Genomic DNA, 15,900 nt, shown 5'->3' with positions numbered 1-15,900 from the left:
ATGAGCGAGAACCTACTGACCATCCGCAATCTCGCGGTGAACTTCAACGGCCTGCCCGCCGTCGACCGGATCAACCTGTCGATCGCGCCGGGCGAGGTGGTGGGCGTCGTCGGCGAATCGGGCTCGGGCAAGAGCGTGACGATGATGGCGCTGATGGGCCTGATCGACGCACCCGGCAAGGTGACGGCCGACGAAGTCACGTTCAACGGCGTCGACCTGCTGAAGGCATCGCCGAAAGCGCGCCGCAAGATCGTCGGCAAGGACATCGCGATGGTGTTCCAGGATGCGCTGACGAGCCTGAACCCGAGCTACACCGTCGGCTACCAGATCAAGGAAGTGCTGAAACTGCACGAAGGGCTGCGCGGCGACGCGCTGCACCGGCGCGCGCTCGAACTGCTCGACCAGGTCGGCATTCCCGATGCGAAGAACCGCATCGCGTCGTTCCCGCACCAGATGTCGGGCGGGATGAACCAGCGCGTGATGATCGCGATGGCCGTCGCGTGCAACCCGAAGCTGCTGATCGCCGACGAGCCGACCACCGCGCTCGACGTGACGATCCAGGCGCAGATCATGGACCTGCTCGTGAAGCTGCAGAAGGAGCGCGGGATGGCGCTCGTGCTGATCTCGCACGACCTGGCCGTGGTGTCGGAAGTCGCGCAGCGTGTCGCGGTGATGTACGCGGGCGAGGTCATCGAGACCAATCGCGTGCCCGACATCTTCCGCGCGCCGCATCATCCGTACACCGAAGCGCTGCTTGCCGCGATTCCCGAGCACAATAAGGGGGCGCGTCGCCTTGCCGCATTGCCGGGCATGGTGCCGGGCCGCGATGATCGCCCGTCCGGGTGCCTGTTCGCGCCGCGCTGCAAGTACGTCGTCGACGATTGCCGCAAGGCGCGGCCGGCGCTCGATACGCTGGTGCCGGCCAACGATGCGATGCGTGCGCGCTGCATCAAGCCGCTCAATGTTTCCAACCTCGACCTGACGGGAGGTGCACGATGAATGCAGTCAATCAGACGCGTGCCACGCCGCACGACGAGGAAGCCGTGCTGGTGGCCGACGGCCTCGCGAAACACTATTCGGTGAAACGCGGGATGTTCGGGCAGGGTACGGTGAAGGCGCTGAACGGCGTGTCGTTCTCGCTGAAGCGCGGCAAGACGCTCGCCGTCGTCGGCGAATCGGGCTGTGGAAAATCCACGCTCGCGCGCCAGCTCACGATGATCGAGACGCCCACCGCGGGCCACCTGACGATCGACGGCAAGGACGTCGCCGGCGCGAACCGCGAGACGGTCGCCGACCTGCGCCGCCGCGTGCAGATGGTGTTCCAGAACCCGTTCGCGTCGCTGAACCCGCGCAAGACCGTCGAGCAGACGCTCTCCGAGCCGCTCGAGATCAACGCGAACCTGACGGCCGCCGAGCGCGCGCAGCGCATCGCGCAGATCATGCGCACGGTCGGCCTGCGGCCCGAACACGCGAAGCGCTATCCGCACATGTTCTCGGGCGGCCAGCGCCAGCGTGTCGCGATCGCGCGCGCGATGATCCTCGATCCGCGCATCGTCGTCGCCGACGAGCCGGTGTCCGCGCTCGACGTGTCGATCCAGGCGCAGATCCTGAACCTGTTCATGGATCTGCAGGAGCAGTTCAAGACGAGCTACGTGTTCATCTCGCACAACCTGTCGGTGGTCGAGCACGTCGCGGACGACGTGATGGTGATGTACTTCGGCAGCGTCGCCGAGCTCGGCGACAAGGCGACAATCTACGCGCGGCCGCGCCATCCGTACACGCGCGCGCTGATGTCGGCGACGCCGGCGATCTTCGAGGAAGACCGCCGCGTGCAGATCAAGCTGCAGGGCGAACTGCCGTCGCCGCTCAATCCGCCGTCGGGCTGCGCGTTCCACCAGCGCTGCCCGTATGCGGTCGAGCGCTGCCGTGCGGAGGAGCCGCAGCTGCGCGAGGTCGACGGCCGGCGCGTGGCCTGCCATCGGGCCGAGGAGGTAGGGGAGGCGAATGCCTGAAGCGTTGGCGGCGCGCGCGTCCGGCGTGCGCCGTGCGGGGGCAGGCGGCGCGCGCGTGATGCGCGCGTACCGCTACGCGCGGCGCTGGGGCGTGCGTACCGTCACGGGCGCCGCGCTGGCCGGCGCGTGCGTGGCGGCCAGCCTCGTGGTTCCCGTCGAATCCGCGCGCGCCGAAGGGCGCGCGCCGGCCACCTCACCGATCCATCCGTCGCAAGTCCCGCCGCCCGGCATGAGCCTGCCGGGCTTTCACGCACCCGCCGTGTCGAACGGCACGGTCGCGAGCGGCGCGGTGCGCGTGCAGCCCGCGCGCATGCCGTTCTACGTCGCGACCAAGGGGCGTGTCACGCTCTACGTGCTCGGCACGCTGCACACGGGCGATCCGTCCGATTACCCGAGCGCGCAGCCGTTCCGGCCGCGTATCCTCGCGGCGCTCGCCGCGTCGCCGACGCTCGCGCTCGAACTGTCGCCCGACGACCTGCTCGAATCCCAGGACGATGTGTCGAAGTACGGCGTATGCCGCTACCCGTGCCTGCAGCGCCTGCTGCCGGATCCGCTGTGGCAGCGGCTCGCGGCGCGCCTGCGCGGCAACCCGGCCGCGCTCGCCGAGATCCGCAAGATGCGGCCGTGGCTCGCGGCGCTCGTCGTCGAGACCTACGATTCGCTGTCGGCCGGCCTGCAGACCGAGTACGGCACCGAGGCGCAGTTGCAGAACGTGTTCCTGAAGAAGAAGGGCGGCCGCGTGATCGGGCTCGAGACGCTCGCCGAACAGATGCGCGCGTTCACCGGGCTGACGCTCGCCGAGCAGCGCGAGATGCTCGCGCAGGACATGGTGCAGACGCCCGCACAGAACGCCGACGACATCAAGGCGCTGCACCGACTGTGGCGAATTGGCGACGCCGATGCGATCTCGGCGTGGGCCGTCGCGAAGAGCGAACGGCTCGCGCGTTCGAAGGTGTTGTCGGCGTCGATCGACAACAAGATCGTGTACGAGCGCAACCGCCGCTTCGTTGCACGGATGACGGCAATCGCCGCCCCGAACCGGCCGCTGTTCGTCGCGATCGGCGCGCTGCATCTGGGCGGCCCGCGCGGCGTGCTCGAATTGTTGCGCCAGCAAGGATACCGGGTCGACGCGAACTGATCGCGCCCGACGGCCCGCACCGATCTTCCCCTGTTTGATTGGCCTCGCGCACCCGCGGCGAAACGCGTGCGCGTGGGCGGCAATCGATAAGGAAAACCCTTGAATCGTCGGAAAATAGCGTTTAAAACGATTGACATCCCGTTCTGCCAATATCTATTCTTCACCCCACAAGTTGAAAAAATGAAAAGAATAGATAAGTTCTACGGGGTAGCAGAAATAAGCGCGGGGTTAGCGTTGCCGGCACGTGAAGCACGTGCCGGCCGCGGAGTGTCTGCATGCACGGCGGGGCCAATCATCGTCGTACAAAACATGCATGCAGGCCGACTTGCAGATAAAGCAACGTTCCGTCGTCTGACCGGGGAATGCAGTGATCGGGCGGCGGCGGACGTTTTTTAATCCGGAAGATTTTTCCGGTCACCGTCGAAAGACGGTTTCGGGGGGGCGAATCGACAGACGGCGAAGCCGCAGCGATTGCGCCAACGGAAAAGCGCCACGAGGGCGCTTTTTTCTTTTGTGCGACGGATCAGGCAGCCGGCCGGGTCACGTGCGTTCGTCGGCCTGCAGCATGCCGGGCGCGACGACGTCGACGCCCACCGCCTCGAGCGCGGCGCGAATCCGTTTCGCGAATACCAGCGCATGCGGCCCGTCGCCGTGCAGGCAGACGGTCTGCGCATTGAGCATCACCCACTCGCCGCCGATCGCACGCACCTGACGGCTGCGCACCATGTCGAGCGTGCGCGCGATCATCGTGTCTTCGTCGTCGATCAGCGCGCCGGGCTGGTTGCGCGGCACGAGCGAGCCGTCCGCGCGGTAGCCGCGATCGGCGAACACTTCCTCCACCGCGGCGAGCCCCGCGTGCCGCGCGGCCGCGACGAACACGCTGTTCGCGAGCCCGAAGACCGCGAGCGACGGATCGAAATCGCGGATCGCGGACACCACCGCATCGGCGATCATCGGGTCGCGTGCGGCCTGGTTGTACAGCGCGCCGTGCGGTTTCACGTGCGCGATGCGCCCGCCCTCGGCCTGCGCGATCGCCGACAGCGCGCCGAGCTGGTACAGCACGCCCGCGTAGATGTCGCCGGCCGGCAGCTGCATTTCCTTGCGGCCGAAATTCTCCGGATCGTGAAAGCTCGGATGCGCGCCGATCGCCACGCCTTTCTGCACGGCCCAGCGCACGCAGTCGCGCATCGCGTTCGCGCCGCCCGCATGCCACCCGCATGCGATGTTCGCGGACGTGACGAGGTCGAGCAGCGCCTCGTCCGAACCGCAGCCTTCGCCGAGATCGGCATTCAGATCGATTTCCATGGTGTTCCTCGTCCACTGATTGCGTGGCCCGTCCTTGCTGCTACTGCCTTCGGTACTGCTACCGCCATTGTCATGCCGCGCGCGACTGGGCGCGGCGGCGCGCTTCCTCGCGCATGTCGATCGCCACGTCGATCTGCCGCAGATAGGCACGTTCTGCGGCCAGGGCGGCGCGCGCGGCGTCGGGTGTCGTGCGCACGAAGCGGACCGGCAGGTTGAGCCGCGCCTGCGCGAGTTTCCACAGGTCCGCACGGATCACCGTGCCGATCTTCGGGTAGCCGCCGGTGGTCTGCGCGTCGTGCATCAGCACGATCGGCTGGCCGTTCGGCGGCACCTGGATCGTGCCGGGCAGCACCGCATGCGACAGCAGCTCGGCCGGCCGCTCGCGCACGAGTTCGACGCCCGCAAGCCGATAGCCCATGCGGTTGCTGTTCGCCGTGACGAGCCATTCCTCGTCCCAGAACGCCTGCTGCGCATCGGCGGCGAACGACGCGTAGTCGGGGCCCGGCAGCACGCGCACGGGCATCGCCCACGGCGCATGCGCGGGGCGGTGGCGGCGCGGCGGCTCGTCGACGCGCGCGAACGCGCACCACGCCGGCGCCTTTACCCCGAATTCGGGCGCATCGGCCGCGAGGCAGCCCATCCCGGCCGGAAGCACGCCGACCGGGAGGCGATCGCCGTCGCGCAGCGCGCGGCCGCCGAGGCCGCCGAAGCGCGACGCGAGATCGGTGCTGCGCGAGCCGAGCATCGGCAGCACGTCGATGCCGCCGGCGATGCACAGGTAGCCGCGCATCCCGCGTTTCGCGGCCGGCAGCACGAGCGTCTGCCCGGCCTCGACCGGCAGGCTCCACCACGAATATACGCGCCGGCCGTCGAGCGTGGCGCCGAACTCGGTGCCGGTGATCGCGATGCGGGTCGCGCGCGTGAAGCGGAAGGCGGCCGGGCCGATCGTGATTTCGACGGCCGCCGCGTCGGGACGGTTGCCGACCAGCCGGTTGCCGACCTCGAGCGCGAGGCTGTCGAGCGCGCCGCCCTGCGCGACGCCGAGATGGCGCGTGCCGCGGCGGCCGAGATCCTGCACGGTGGACAGCGGGCCGGCCCGCACCACCTCGATGGTGCCCGGTGCGTTGCTCTGGGTCATCGCGCGTCGACTCCCGCAATGGTGAAGCGCACGCGGTCGCCGGGCAGCAGCAGCGTCGGCTGCGGCCGCGCCGGATCGAACAGCACGTGCGACGTGCGGCCGATCAGTTGCCAGCCGCCGGGAGACGTGGCCGGGTAGATGCCTGTCTGCGCGCCGCCGATGCCGACCGAGCCGGCCGGCACTTCGAGGCGCGGCGCCGCGCGGCGCGGCGTGTGCAGCGCGGCATCGAGCCCGCCGAGATACGCGAAGCCCGGCTGGAAGCCGACGAAGAACACGACGTAGGCGCCGGCTGCGTGGCGCGCGACGACCTCGTCGGCCGATAGGCCGGTATGGGCGGCGACGGCCGCCAGGTCGGGGCCGGCGGCGCCGCCGTACTCGATCGGGATTTCGACCTCGCGACCGTCCGCATGCTCGACGTCGGCCGTCTCCCACGCGTCGCGCAGCGCCGGCGTGAGCGATTCGGCCGTCGTGGCGAGCGCGTCGAACACGATCGTCAGGTTGTTCATGCCGGGCACGACGTCGACCACGTCGGGCCACGCGCGCGCGACCTCGGCAACGGCCCAGACGCGGCGCTGGCAATCGAGCGTGGCGGGCGGCGGCACCTCGCAGACGAGGGCGGCGTCGCCGAGCGGATAAATGCGGGGTTGCGTCATCGGACTGGCACGGTTCGGACGGCAATGTTAGCGCACATTGTCAATAAAATATCGACAACTTCCCAATAAGCGTTTTCGCCTAGCCCGGATGTCCGGGCTTCTGGCGTACACTCGGCACACCCTGTCATCCGGCTTGCTCCGTCTTTACATGAAGCGTCCTGCGACCAAGATCGTGTCATCCGAACACCTCGTTTCCGATTCGAGCGCGGAGCTGTCGGAGCTCGAATACGGGCTCATCATGGCAGGCAACGCGTTCAACCGGTGGATGGTGCGCTGCATGTCGGCGGCCGGCGCGAAGGACATGACGGCGGTCGAGGTGTCACTGCTGCATCACGTCAGCCACCGTGAACGCAAGAAGAAGCTCGCCGACATCTGCTTCGTGCTCAATATCGAGGATACGCACGTCGCGACCTATGCGCTGAAAAAACTGATCGCCCGCGGCTATGTGAAGAGCGAGAAGAACGGCAAGGAAGTGTTCTTCTTCGCGACCGACGCAGGCCGCGACCTGTGCTTGAAGTACCGCGAGGTGCGCGAGCACTGCCTGATCGAGACGCTGAAGGACAGCGGGCTCACCAACGAGCAGATCGGCGACGCGGCGCAGTTGCTGCGCAACGCATCGGGGCTGTACGACACGGCCGCGCGCGCGGCGGCGTCGCTGTAAGCGGTTGGACCGGGGTCGGGCCGGGGTTGCGCCGGCGGTGGCGCGCGGCAATGCGCTGACGGGCGTGCGACGACGGACGCCGCGCCGCCCGCCGCATCATCCGGCGGCCGGGTAGAGCGCGCCGTCGGTCACGATCCAGCGCAGCGCGAGATCGTGCGCTTCGGCCGGCAGTGCGTCGACGCGGCACGCTTCATAGGCGATGCCGACCGTCACGGGCGGCTGGCTGCCCGGCCACGCGGCGAGCGTGCGGTCGTAATAGCCGCCGCCGTAGCCGAGCCGGTAGCGCTGCGGATCGAATCCCACACAGGGAATCAGCAACAGGTCGGGCACGACGACGATTCCCGACGCCGGTTCCGGAATCCGGTGATGGCCTTCGCGCATCGGCGTATGCGTGTCCCATGCATGGAACTCGAGCGGCGTGTGCCGCTCGCCGATCACGGGCAGCGCGGCGCGCCGGCCGGCACCGGCCGCGCACCAGGCGAGCACCGCATCGCGCGCGTCGAATTCGCCCGGCAGCGGCCAGTAGAACCCGACCGTGCGCGGCGCGAGCCGCTCGAGCAGCGTGCGCAGCCGCGCGTCGAGTGCGGCGTTCGCGGCGGGTTGCGACGCGGCGTCGCGACGCGCGCCGGACAGCGTTTTGCGTAGCGCAACCTTCGGGTTCGGCACAGGGTTGCGTGCTATGCTTTCGCTCACTTCGTGCTCCATTCAAAACGATGTCGAACAGCCTTTTCCGAGTATATCGCGCGGTCGCGCTGACGCTTTCGGCCACCGCGCTCGTCGCGGGCACGGCCGCGTGCGCCGCACCGAACGACGATACGGTCTCCGGGGACGACCAGACCTTCGTGCAGCTTCGTGAAGCCGCGCGCCGCAACGACGCCGCGAAAGCCGCGCAGCTCGCGTCGATGATTCCGAACTATCCGGTACCGTCCTACGTCGAGTATTTCCAGATCAAGCCGCAGCTGTTCGATTCGACGGGCCGCGCGCGTGTGGATGCGCCGGACGCGCCCGTGCAGTCGTTCCTGCAGCGCTACGACGGCCAGGCGATCGCCGACCGCCTGCGCAACGACTACCTGCTCGTGCTCGGCGCGCGCCACGACTGGCGCAACTTCGACGATCAATACAAGCGCTTCGTGCTCGACGACGACACGCAGGTCAAGTGTTATGCGCTCGAATCGCGCGCGGCGCGCGGCGAGAACGTCGCCGATGCGGCACGCGCGCTGCTCGTCGAGCCGAAGAATTACGGCGACGCATGCGTCGACCTGATCACCGCGCTGACGGTCAACCAGCAGTTCACGAGCGACGACGTGTGGCAGCAGGCGCGCCTCGCGTACGAGCAGAACTACACGACGCTCGGCGGCAAGATCGTCGACGCGCTTGGCGCGCGCCCGGTCGGCTTCGACCAGGCGACGAGCGCGCCGCCGCTATACCTCGCGCGCGGCGTCGGCCCCGACGCGACGTCGCACCAGCTTGCGCTGATCGCGCTCGGCCGCATGGCGCGCAACGATCCGGACGCAGCCGCCGGCATGCTCACGACGGTCGCGCCTTCGCTGACCAAACAGGAGCAGGCGATCGCGTGGGGCGCGATCGGCTACCAGGGCGCGATCAAGCGCTCGCCGCTCGCGTCGGTCTGGTACGCGAAATCCGCGAATGCGCCGCTGTCGAACCCGGGCTACGAATGGCGCACGCGCGCCGCGCTGCTCGCCGGCAACTGGCCGATGGTGCGCTGGTCGATCGAGCAGATGCCGCCGTCGCTGCGCGACGATCCGGCCTGGATCTACTGGCATGCGCGCGCGCTCAAGCAGAGCGGCGACACGCTGCAGGCGAACCAGGAATTCGAGCAGGTCGCCGGGCAGTACAACTTCTACGGGCAGCTCGCCGGCGAAGAGCTCGGCCAGCGCACGACGATCCCGCCGCGCACGAAGGTGAGCGACGCCGAGATCGACGCGATGGGCAAGATTCCGGGCTTCGCGCTCGCGCAGCGTTTCTACGCGCTGAACCTGCGCCTCGAGGGCAACCGCGAATGGAACTGGCCGCTGCGCGGGATGACCGATCGCCAGCTGCTCGCGGCCGCCGAGTACGGCAAGCGCGTCGACCTGCTCGACCGCACGGTCAACACGGCAGACCGCACGAAAGCCGAGCACGATTTCACGCTGCGCTACCCGTCGCCGTACCGCAACATCGTCGAGCGCTACGCGCAGTCGACGGGCCTCGACACCGAATGGGCGTACGGGCTGATCCGCCAGGAGTCGCGCTTCATCACGAGCGCGCGTTCGTCGGTGGGCGCGGGCGGCCTGATGCAGCTGATGCCGGCCACCGCGCAGATGGTCGCGAAGAAGCTCGGCCTCGGCACGATCTCGCGCACGCAGATGCACGACATCGATACCAACATCCAGCTCGGCACCTGGTATCTGGCGGACATCTACAACAACTTCGACAGCTCGCCGGTGCTCGCCACGGCCGGCTACAACGCGGGCCCGGGCCGGCCGCGCCAGTGGCGCCAGGTGTTGACGCAGCCGGTCGAAGGCGCGATCTTCGCAGAAACGATTCCGTTCAACGAAACGCGCGACTACGTGAAGAACGTGCTGTCGAACACCGTCTATTACGCGGCGCTCTTCGAGGGCAAACCACAGTCGTTGAAGAAGCGTCTGGGCATGATCTCGCCCTGATCCGCACTCTTCACACTGCCGCGCGAGACGCGGCAGTGTTCAAGGGGCTGTTCACGCTAATAACGGGCTTGCGAACGTGCCTTGCCGGCCGCAATGCGGCCGGCAAGGCACGTTCGCCTGTTTGGAAAAAAATCATGCGTGGGGCTGACCCCCGGAAGGGCCGATCGCCGCGTCATGCTCCTCGCGAATACGTCGAGTATTCGTTTCGTTGCAATCCTTGCGCTCGGCCCTTCTGGGGGCCAGCGCAAGCCCGTTATTAGCGTGAACAGCCCCTTAGAGGTCCCGACCATGGATCGCCAGACCGTCGCGCTGCTGGGCGGCACCGGCTTCATCGGCAGCCGGCTCGTCAATGCGCTGATCGACGCCGGCAAGCAGGTACGGATCGGCACGCGCCGGCGCGACCACGCACGCCACCTGCAGATGCTGCCGGTCGAAATCGTCGAGCTCGAAGCGCTCGACACGCGCACGCTCGCGCGCTTCGTCGCCGGCGCGCACGCGGCGATCAACCTCGTCGGCGTGCTGCACGGCGGTCGCGGTACGCCGTACGGGCCCGGCTTCGAGCGCGCGCACGTCACGCTGCCGGCCGCGCTCGCGACCGCCTGCACCGAGGTGGGCGTGCAGCGCGTGCTGCACATGAGCGCGCTCGGCGCCGATTCGCATGGCGCGAGCATGTACCAGCGCTCGAAGGGCGACGGCGAGGCCGCGCTGCATGCGATCGCGGCGACCGATTCGCTCGCGCTGACGATCTTCCGCCCGTCGGTCGTGTTCGGCCCCGGCGATGCGTTCCTCAACACGTTCGCGAACCTGCAGCGCACGATGCCCGTGCTGCCGCTCGCGATGCCCGACGCGCGCTTCCAGCCCGTGTTCGTCGGCGATGTCGTGCGCGCGTTCGTCAACACGCTGGATCTCGCGGCCGCGCACGGCAAGACCTACGAACTCGGCGGCCCGACCGTCTACACGCTCGAGCAGCTGGTGCGCTATTGCGGCACGCTGGTCGGCCGGCAGGCACGCATCGTGCGGCTGCCCGACGCGCTCGCGCGGCTGCAGGCGAGCGTGTTCGAATGCCTGCCCGGCGAGCCCGTGCTCACGCGCGACAATCTCGCGACGATGTCGGTGCCGAACGTGCTGTCGGGGCCGCTCGCGCCGGAGCTCGGGATCTCGCCCGCGAGTCTCGAAAGCATCGCGCCCGCGTATCTCGGCCAGGCCGCGCAGCGGTCCCGGTTCGACTGGTTCCGCTCGCGCCGCTAGGCCGGCCCGGGTGTCTTCGTTCAGCTTCGTCCTTTTCACCTTCTCGTTTTCCGGAACACCGTCATGAAACTCGTCATTGGAGACAAGAACTACTCGTCGTGGTCGATGCGTCCGTGGCTGCTGCTCGCGCATTTCGGCATCCCGTTCGACGAGATCGCGATCGAGTTGCGCCACGACGACACGGCCGCACGTATCCTCGAGTATTCGCCGTCCGGCAAGGTGCCGTGCCTGATCGACGACCACGGCGTCGCGATCTGGGATTCGCTCGCGATCGCCGAGACGCTCGCCGAACGCTATCCGCAGTTTCCGATGTGGCCGGCCGATCCGCTCGAGCGCGCGCATGCGCGCTGCGTCGCGGCCGAGATGCATGCGGGCTTCGCGGCGCTGCGCACGCAGATGGGCATGAACGTGCGCGCGTCGATGCCGGGGCGCGGCGCGACGCCCGATGCGCTCGCCGACGTCGCGCGCATCGACGCGTTGTGGAGCGCGTGCCTCGAGGCGTCGGGCGGGCCGTTCCTGTTCGGCGAATTCGGGATTGCCGATGCGATGTACGCGCCCGTCGTGATGCGCTTCAACACGTACGCGCCGGGCCTGTCGCCGGACGCGGCCGGTTATGCGGCCCGCGTGACGGCGCTGCCGGCCGTCCAGCGCTGGATCGACGCCGCGCGCCGTGAAACGAACGTGATCGCCGAATTCGAACCGCAGCCATGAACATCTACGCTGTAGGCGGTGCGATCCGCGACGAATTGCTCGGCGTGCCGGTGCAGGACCGCGACTACGTGGTGGTAGGCGCGACCCCCGAGCAGATGGCCGCGCAGGGTTTCCGGCCGGTGGGCAAGGATTTCCCGGTCTTCCTGCATCCGCGGACGCAGGAGGAGTACGCGCTCGCGCGCACCGAGCGCAAGACGGCGGCCGGTTATCACGGCTTCCAGTTCCACTACGCGCCGGACGTGACGCTCGACGAGGATCTCGCGCGGCGCGACCTGACGATCAACGCGATGGCGCGCGAGGTCAGCCCGGAGGGCGAGCTGGTCGGGCCCGTGATCGACCCGTTCGACGGGCAGGCCGACCTGCGCGCGCGCGTGTTCCGCCATGTGAGCGATGCGTTCGTCGAGGATCCGGTGCGGATTCTGCGCATCGCGCGCTTTGCCGCGCGGTTCGCGGACTTCACGGTCGCGGACGAAACGCTCGCGCTGATGCGGCGGATGGTCGACGCGGGCGAGGTCGACGCGCTCGTGCCCGAACGCGTCTGGCAGGAAATCGCGCGCGGGCTCATGGAGGTGAAACCGTCGCGGATGTTCGCGGTGCTGCGCGAGTGCGGCGCGCTCGCGCGCATCCTGCCCGAAGTCGATGCGCTGTGGGGCGTGCCGCAGCGCGCCGACTACCACCCGGAGGTCGACACCGGCGTGCACGTGATGATGGTCGTCGACCATGCGGCGAAGCAGGGTTATTCGCTGCCGGTGCGCTTCGCGGCGCTCACGCACGATCTCGGCAAGGCGACGACGCCTGCCGACGTGCTGCCGCGCCATATCGGCCACGAGGGGCGCAGCGTCGACCTGCTCAAGCCGTTGTGCGAACGGCTGCGCGTGCCGAACGAATGCCGCGATCTCGCGCTCGTGGTCGCGCGCGAGCACGGCAACCTGCATCGCGTGATGGAGATGGGCGCGGCCGCGCTGGTGCGGCTGTTCGAGCGAAGCGACGCGCTGCGCAAGCCGGCGCGTTTCGCCGAGATGCTGCAGGCGTGTGAATCGGATGCGCGCGGGCGGCTCGGGCTCGATACGCAGCCGTATCCGCAGGCCGAGCGGCTGCGCGTCGCGCTCGCGGCCGCGCGCAGCGTCGATGCCGGCGCGATCGCGCGCGGCATCGGCAACGACACGGAGAAGATCCGGGAAGCCGTGCATCGCGCGCGGATCGAGGCCGTCGCGCAGGCGCTCGAGATCGGCGAATAACGGCGGCGGGAAGGGCGCGCGTCGCGCGCCTGCAAAGCGGTTACGGCTTCTTCTTGCGCGCCGGCTTGGCGGCCGCCACGCGTTTGCCGGCGGCCGCGCGCGGCTTGGCTGCCGCCTTCTTGTCTTTTTTTACGGTGCCGGCGGCACGATCGCGATCCGCCCGTTCGGGCGCCGGCCCGCGGCGGCTCGTGCGCGGTTCGCCCGCCGCGGCGCGCGCGACGGGGGCCGGTTTCGCGGTGTCCATCGTCGCGGACACGAACCCGGCGCGACGGTCGTCGAACAGCGGCAGCGTGCCGACCGCGATCACCTCGGCCGGCCCGTCGCCCACGTTGGCGACCCGATGCCGCTTGCGCGCGTCGAAGTGCAGCGAGTCGCCGGGCGACAGCGGGTAGTTCTTCCTGCCGATCGTGAAGCAGATCCGGCCGGCCAGCACGTACACGAATTCGTCGCCGCCGTGCGCCACCCATTCCGAGCGGTAGCCTTCCATCATCCGCACCTTGAGCGCGTTGATCTGGCTGCCGTCGAACGTGGTGGACAGGCGTTCGTACCATTGCGACGTGGCGTCGAGCGCGTACGCCTTGCGGCTGCCCTCGTGCGAATCGGGCTGCACCTGGCGCGGCTGGTCGATCAGCGCGCCGAGCGGCACGTCGAGCGCCTTCGCGACGTTGACGAGCGACGACAGCGAGATGCCCGTGAGATGGCGCTCGACCTGGGACAGGAACCCGACCGACAGTTTCGCTTCGGTCGCGACTTCCAGCAGCGTCTTCTTCGCTTCCCGGCGCAGGCGGCGAATGCGCTGGCCGATACGCATGATGTCTGAATCCATGAATCTCTTTCGCGGCAACGAATCGGGAGGCGGGCGGACGGGCGGTGCAGTCGCCGGACAGGGAATTCCGCGCACCGCACGAAGCACGGCCGCCGGGGCGGCGATGCCGGCGCATTGTACCGCGCGGTGCCGCCGGACGAACGCCCGCTGTGCAGGGATCCGCAAGCGTCATGCCGATTTTAGCCCTACGAAAATTTCAGCTTGACCTCGATTTCAGCGTGCTCTAGATTCTGTCGCGCGCATCAAAAAAAGTTAAGTGAGACGAAAATTTTTTTAAGGGCCTGCCGCCGGGACGGTACGGCGGCCCGGCGTCGTGCCGCGCCGGGTCGAGCATCGACCGTGCAGCGGCGCCGGGCCGCGTCAGGCCTGCTTCAAGCCTGCTTTGGGCCTGTACCCCGCCGCGTCACCGCCGGCCGCCGACAACAATGCATAACGGGCTTCCGATGATCGATCGACTGAAATACAGCTTCTCCGGCCTTCCCCCGTACGACGCGTCCGTCGTCGACACGCAGGCGGGCCTGTCGCGCCTGCTCGACGCCGCGCGGCTCGACGCGGTACTGGTCACGTCGCAGGACGAGTACGTGACCGAGTACCTGCCGCGCAGCAACAACCCGCGTTATGCGCTGTCGGGCTTCGACGGTTCGGCCGGCTGCGGGATCTTCCTGAGCGCGGCGACCGCGCAGGCGCTCGGCGTGCCGCCGTTCGTGCTGTTCGTCGACGGTCGTTATCACCTGCAGGCCGAGCAGCAGTGCGATCCGGCGCGCGTGCGCATCGAGAAGCTCGGGATGAACGTGACGATCTGGCAGGCGATGGCCGACTGGCTGGTCGCGCACGGGAGCCGGCTCGCACGGGTCGGCTACGACGCACGGCGGATCAGCGTCGCGCAACGCGATCGCCTGTTCGAGCAGACGCAGGCCGCGTCGCTCGACTGGACGAGTCTCGCCGATCGCGAGATCGATCTCGCGATCGCGTTGCCGGGCTGGGTCGTCGAGCGGCCGATCTTCGAGGTGCCGGAAGCGATGACCGGCCTGAGCGTCGCGCAGAACCTCGACGCGCTGAACCGCAAGCTCGCCGCGCATACCGGCGCGCCGGACGGCAGGACCGCCTTCTTCACCTGCGCATCGGACGACCTCGCGTATCTGCTGAACAGCCGCGGTTATCACATCCCGAATGCGTCGTCGCACCTCGGCTTCCTGTTCGCGGTGGGCGGGCAGGTGGCGTTGTTCCTGCCGGAAGGCTGCGACCGCTGCGAGGTCACGCTCGAGTCGTATCCGGCGCTGCACGTGATCCGGCGCGATGTCGCGGCGCTCGAGCGCTTTCTCGCGCCGTTCGCAGTCGATCACGTGTGCTACGGCTTCGAATCGGTGAACTGCGCGCTCGTCGACGCGGTGAAGCGGGTGTGGCCGCAGGCGCGGCATGCCGACTTCAACCCGGTCGAGGCGATGCGGGCCGGCAAGACGCCGGCGGTGCTCGACCGGTTCCGCGACGCGTTTGCGCGCAGTTCCGCGGCGATCGCCGAGACGATGCGCTGGGCGAAGACGGGCGAGCCGGGCGTGCGCCATACCGAATACGACCTGGCGCGCGCGATCAACGATGCATACGCCGCGCGTTCGGCGGTTGCGCTGACGTTTCCGTCGATCGCCGCGAACGGCGCGAACAGCGCGTTCGCGCATTACACGGCGGCGAGCGCCGACGTTGAGCTGACGGAAGGCGAACTCGTGCTGCTCGACAGCGGCGCGTATTACGAAGCCGGCTTCGCGACGGACTGCACGCGCGTGGTGCTGCGCCGGACGCACCCGGATACGGTCGCGCAGCCGTGGCAGCGCGAGATCTACACGGTCGCGCTGAAGGCCTGCATCAAGGGGCTCGTCACGCGCTTCCCGAGCACGGCAAAGGGCGGCGACGTCGATGCGCTCGTGCGGCAGGTGTGCCGCGATCACGGCCACGATTTCGGCCACGGCACCGGGCACGGCGTCGGGATTCACGTGCACGAGGGCGGCGTGCGGTTCGCGCCGGGCGCGCAGTACGGGCTCGTGCCGAATGCGGTGATTTCCGTCGAGCCGGGCATCTACCTGCCGGGCAAGGGCGGCGTGCGGATCGAGAACATCGTGATCATCCGCCAGGACGACGCGCAGCCGGATACCGTGACGTTCGAGAACATCGTGACGGTCGGCTACGACTGGGACCTGATCGATCTCGACCTGCTGGACGACGACGAGCGCGCATACCTGCGCGACTACGAGCGGCTGTGCGTCGAGCGCGGCACGCAGGTCACCGCGTGTCCGCTGCTGTAGGCACCGCCGC

The 15,900-nt window shown here is 68.7% G+C and carries 15 protein-coding genes; 10 read left to right on the top strand and 5 right to left on the bottom strand.

The genetic code is table 11. The annotated features are described in order from the left end of the window. The 4 genes from E9536_RS35505 (at position 1) to E9536_RS35490 (ending at position 3,546) form a co-directional block, all read left to right on the top strand. Positions 1 to 999, top strand: coding sequence for an ABC transporter ATP-binding protein (locus E9536_RS35505; RefSeq protein WP_021163769.1), 999 nt, complete (start codon positions 1 to 3; stop codon positions 997 to 999). Next, complete coding sequence (locus E9536_RS35500) at positions 996 to 2,012, top strand: peptide ABC transporter ATP-binding protein (RefSeq protein WP_021163770.1); 1,017 nt, start codon at positions 996 to 998, stop codon at positions 2,010 to 2,012. Before E9536_RS35505 ends, E9536_RS35500 begins: the two co-directional genes overlap by 4 nt. Beyond that, positions 2,005 to 3,150 (top strand): TraB/GumN family protein, encoded by a 1,146-nt coding sequence (locus E9536_RS35495; protein WP_049096980.1) that lies wholly within the window; start codon positions 2,005 to 2,007, stop codon positions 3,148 to 3,150. Before E9536_RS35500 ends, E9536_RS35495 begins: the two co-directional genes overlap by 8 nt. A gap of 99 nt (positions 3,151 to 3,249) precedes the next feature. Continuing rightward, complete coding sequence (locus E9536_RS35490; protein ID WP_124534604.1) at positions 3,250 to 3,546, top strand: hypothetical protein; 297 nt, start codon at positions 3,250 to 3,252, stop codon at positions 3,544 to 3,546. A gap of 144 nt (positions 3,547 to 3,690) precedes the next feature. Here E9536_RS35490 and pxpA read toward each other — a convergent pair whose 3' ends face one another. From pxpA to pxpB, 3 genes are all read right to left on the bottom strand, one after another. Beyond that, positions 3,691 to 4,455: a 5-oxoprolinase subunit PxpA gene (gene pxpA / locus E9536_RS35485; RefSeq protein WP_027788905.1), complete on the bottom strand. Its 765-nt coding sequence runs from the start codon at positions 4,453 to 4,455 to the stop codon at positions 3,691 to 3,693. 70 nt (positions 4,456 to 4,525) lie between these two features. After that, entirely contained in the window at positions 4,526 to 5,593 is a 1,068-nt protein-coding gene (locus E9536_RS35480) for a biotin-dependent carboxyltransferase family protein (protein ID WP_027788906.1), read from the bottom strand. Next, a complete protein-coding gene (gene pxpB, locus E9536_RS35475) occupies positions 5,590 to 6,246 on the bottom strand; it encodes a 5-oxoprolinase subunit PxpB (protein ID WP_136472409.1) in 657 nt (218 codons plus the stop codon). Before pxpB ends, E9536_RS35480 begins: the two co-directional genes overlap by 4 nt. A gap of 148 nt (positions 6,247 to 6,394) precedes the next feature. Between pxpB and E9536_RS35470 the strand changes: the two genes are divergently transcribed. Then, positions 6,395 to 6,907 (top strand): winged helix DNA-binding protein, encoded by a 513-nt coding sequence (locus E9536_RS35470; RefSeq protein ID WP_027788908.1) that lies wholly within the window; start codon positions 6,395 to 6,397, stop codon positions 6,905 to 6,907. A 96-nt stretch (positions 6,908 to 7,003) separates the two neighbouring features. Here the strand turns inward: E9536_RS35470 and E9536_RS35465 are convergent, their stop codons facing one another. Further along, a complete protein-coding gene (locus E9536_RS35465) occupies positions 7,004 to 7,612 on the bottom strand; it encodes a 5-formyltetrahydrofolate cyclo-ligase (RefSeq protein WP_049096978.1) in 609 nt (202 codons plus the stop codon). Between the two features lie 8 nt (positions 7,613 to 7,620). Between E9536_RS35465 and E9536_RS35460 the strand changes: the two genes are divergently transcribed. The 4 genes from E9536_RS35460 (at position 7,621) to E9536_RS35445 (ending at position 12,770) form a co-directional block, all read left to right on the top strand. After that, on the top strand, positions 7,621 to 9,573 hold the full coding sequence (locus E9536_RS35460; RefSeq protein ID WP_027788910.1) for a lytic transglycosylase domain-containing protein: 1,953 nt from the start codon (positions 7,621 to 7,623) through the stop codon (positions 9,571 to 9,573). Positions 9,574 to 9,861: 288 nt separating this feature from the next. Next, positions 9,862 to 10,821, top strand: a complete 960-nt coding sequence (locus tag E9536_RS35455) for a complex I NDUFA9 subunit family protein (RefSeq protein WP_027788911.1) — start codon at positions 9,862 to 9,864, stop codon at positions 10,819 to 10,821. Between the two features lie 63 nt (positions 10,822 to 10,884). After that, a complete protein-coding gene (locus E9536_RS35450) occupies positions 10,885 to 11,532 on the top strand; it encodes a glutathione S-transferase family protein (RefSeq protein ID WP_027788912.1) in 648 nt (215 codons plus the stop codon). Continuing rightward, positions 11,529 to 12,770 carry a multifunctional CCA addition/repair protein gene (locus E9536_RS35445; RefSeq protein ID WP_027788913.1) on the top strand — a complete coding sequence of 414 codons (1,242 nt, stop codon included), beginning with the start codon at positions 11,529 to 11,531 and terminating at the stop codon, positions 12,768 to 12,770. Before E9536_RS35450 ends, E9536_RS35445 begins: the two co-directional genes overlap by 4 nt. 40 nt (positions 12,771 to 12,810) lie before the next feature. On the opposite strand, the gene E9536_RS35440 is transcribed toward E9536_RS35445, so the two are convergent. Then, on the bottom strand, positions 12,811 to 13,596 hold the full coding sequence (locus tag E9536_RS35440) for an XRE family transcriptional regulator (protein ID WP_060082919.1): 786 nt from the start codon (positions 13,594 to 13,596) through the stop codon (positions 12,811 to 12,813). Between the two features lie 443 nt (positions 13,597 to 14,039). Between E9536_RS35440 and E9536_RS35430 the strand changes: the two genes are divergently transcribed. Further along, entirely contained in the window at positions 14,040 to 15,890 is a 1,851-nt protein-coding gene (locus E9536_RS35430) for a M24 family metallopeptidase (protein WP_134257437.1), read from the top strand. Positions 15,891 to 15,900: the final 10 nt, after the last annotated feature.

Source organism: Burkholderia sp. LS-044 (genome assembly GCF_004803625.1).
Classification (GTDB): Bacteria; Pseudomonadota; Gammaproteobacteria; order Burkholderiales; family Burkholderiaceae; genus Burkholderia; species Burkholderia cepacia.
Note: the sequence above shows the minus strand (reverse complement) of the source record. Positions and strands in the feature narration are given on the sequence as shown.

Bases quoted from the DNA above. Each gene is read 5' to 3' on its own strand.
- E9536_RS35430 (WP_134257437.1), top strand. From the start codon at position 14,040: ATGATCGATCGACTGAAATACAGCTTCTCCGGCCTTCCCCCGTACGAC.
- E9536_RS35505 (WP_021163769.1), top strand. From the start codon at position 1: ATGAGCGAGAACCTACTGACCATCCGCAATCTCGCGGTGAACTTCAAC.
- E9536_RS35440 (WP_060082919.1), bottom strand. From the start codon at position 13,596: ATGGATTCAGACATCATGCGTATCGGCCAGCGCATTCGCCGCCTGCGC.
- E9536_RS35470 (WP_027788908.1), top strand. From the start codon at position 6,395: ATGAAGCGTCCTGCGACCAAGATCGTGTCATCCGAACACCTCGTTTCC.
- pxpB (WP_136472409.1), bottom strand. From the start codon at position 6,246: ATGACGCAACCCCGCATTTATCCGCTCGGCGACGCCGCCCTCGTCTGC.
- E9536_RS35455 (WP_027788911.1), top strand. From the start codon at position 9,862: ATGGATCGCCAGACCGTCGCGCTGCTGGGCGGCACCGGCTTCATCGGC.
- E9536_RS35495 (WP_049096980.1), top strand. From the start codon at position 2,005: ATGCCTGAAGCGTTGGCGGCGCGCGCGTCCGGCGTGCGCCGTGCGGGG.
- E9536_RS35465 (WP_049096978.1), bottom strand. From the start codon at position 7,612: ATGGAGCACGAAGTGAGCGAAAGCATAGCACGCAACCCTGTGCCGAAC.
- E9536_RS35445 (WP_027788913.1), top strand. From the start codon at position 11,529: ATGAACATCTACGCTGTAGGCGGTGCGATCCGCGACGAATTGCTCGGC.
- E9536_RS35460 (WP_027788910.1), top strand. From the start codon at position 7,621: ATGTCGAACAGCCTTTTCCGAGTATATCGCGCGGTCGCGCTGACGCTT.
- pxpA (WP_027788905.1), bottom strand. From the start codon at position 4,455: ATGGAAATCGATCTGAATGCCGATCTCGGCGAAGGCTGCGGTTCGGAC.
- E9536_RS35450 (WP_027788912.1), top strand. From the start codon at position 10,885: ATGAAACTCGTCATTGGAGACAAGAACTACTCGTCGTGGTCGATGCGT.
- E9536_RS35500 (WP_021163770.1), top strand. From the start codon at position 996: ATGAATGCAGTCAATCAGACGCGTGCCACGCCGCACGACGAGGAAGCC.
- E9536_RS35480 (WP_027788906.1), bottom strand. From the start codon at position 5,593: ATGACCCAGAGCAACGCACCGGGCACCATCGAGGTGGTGCGGGCCGGC.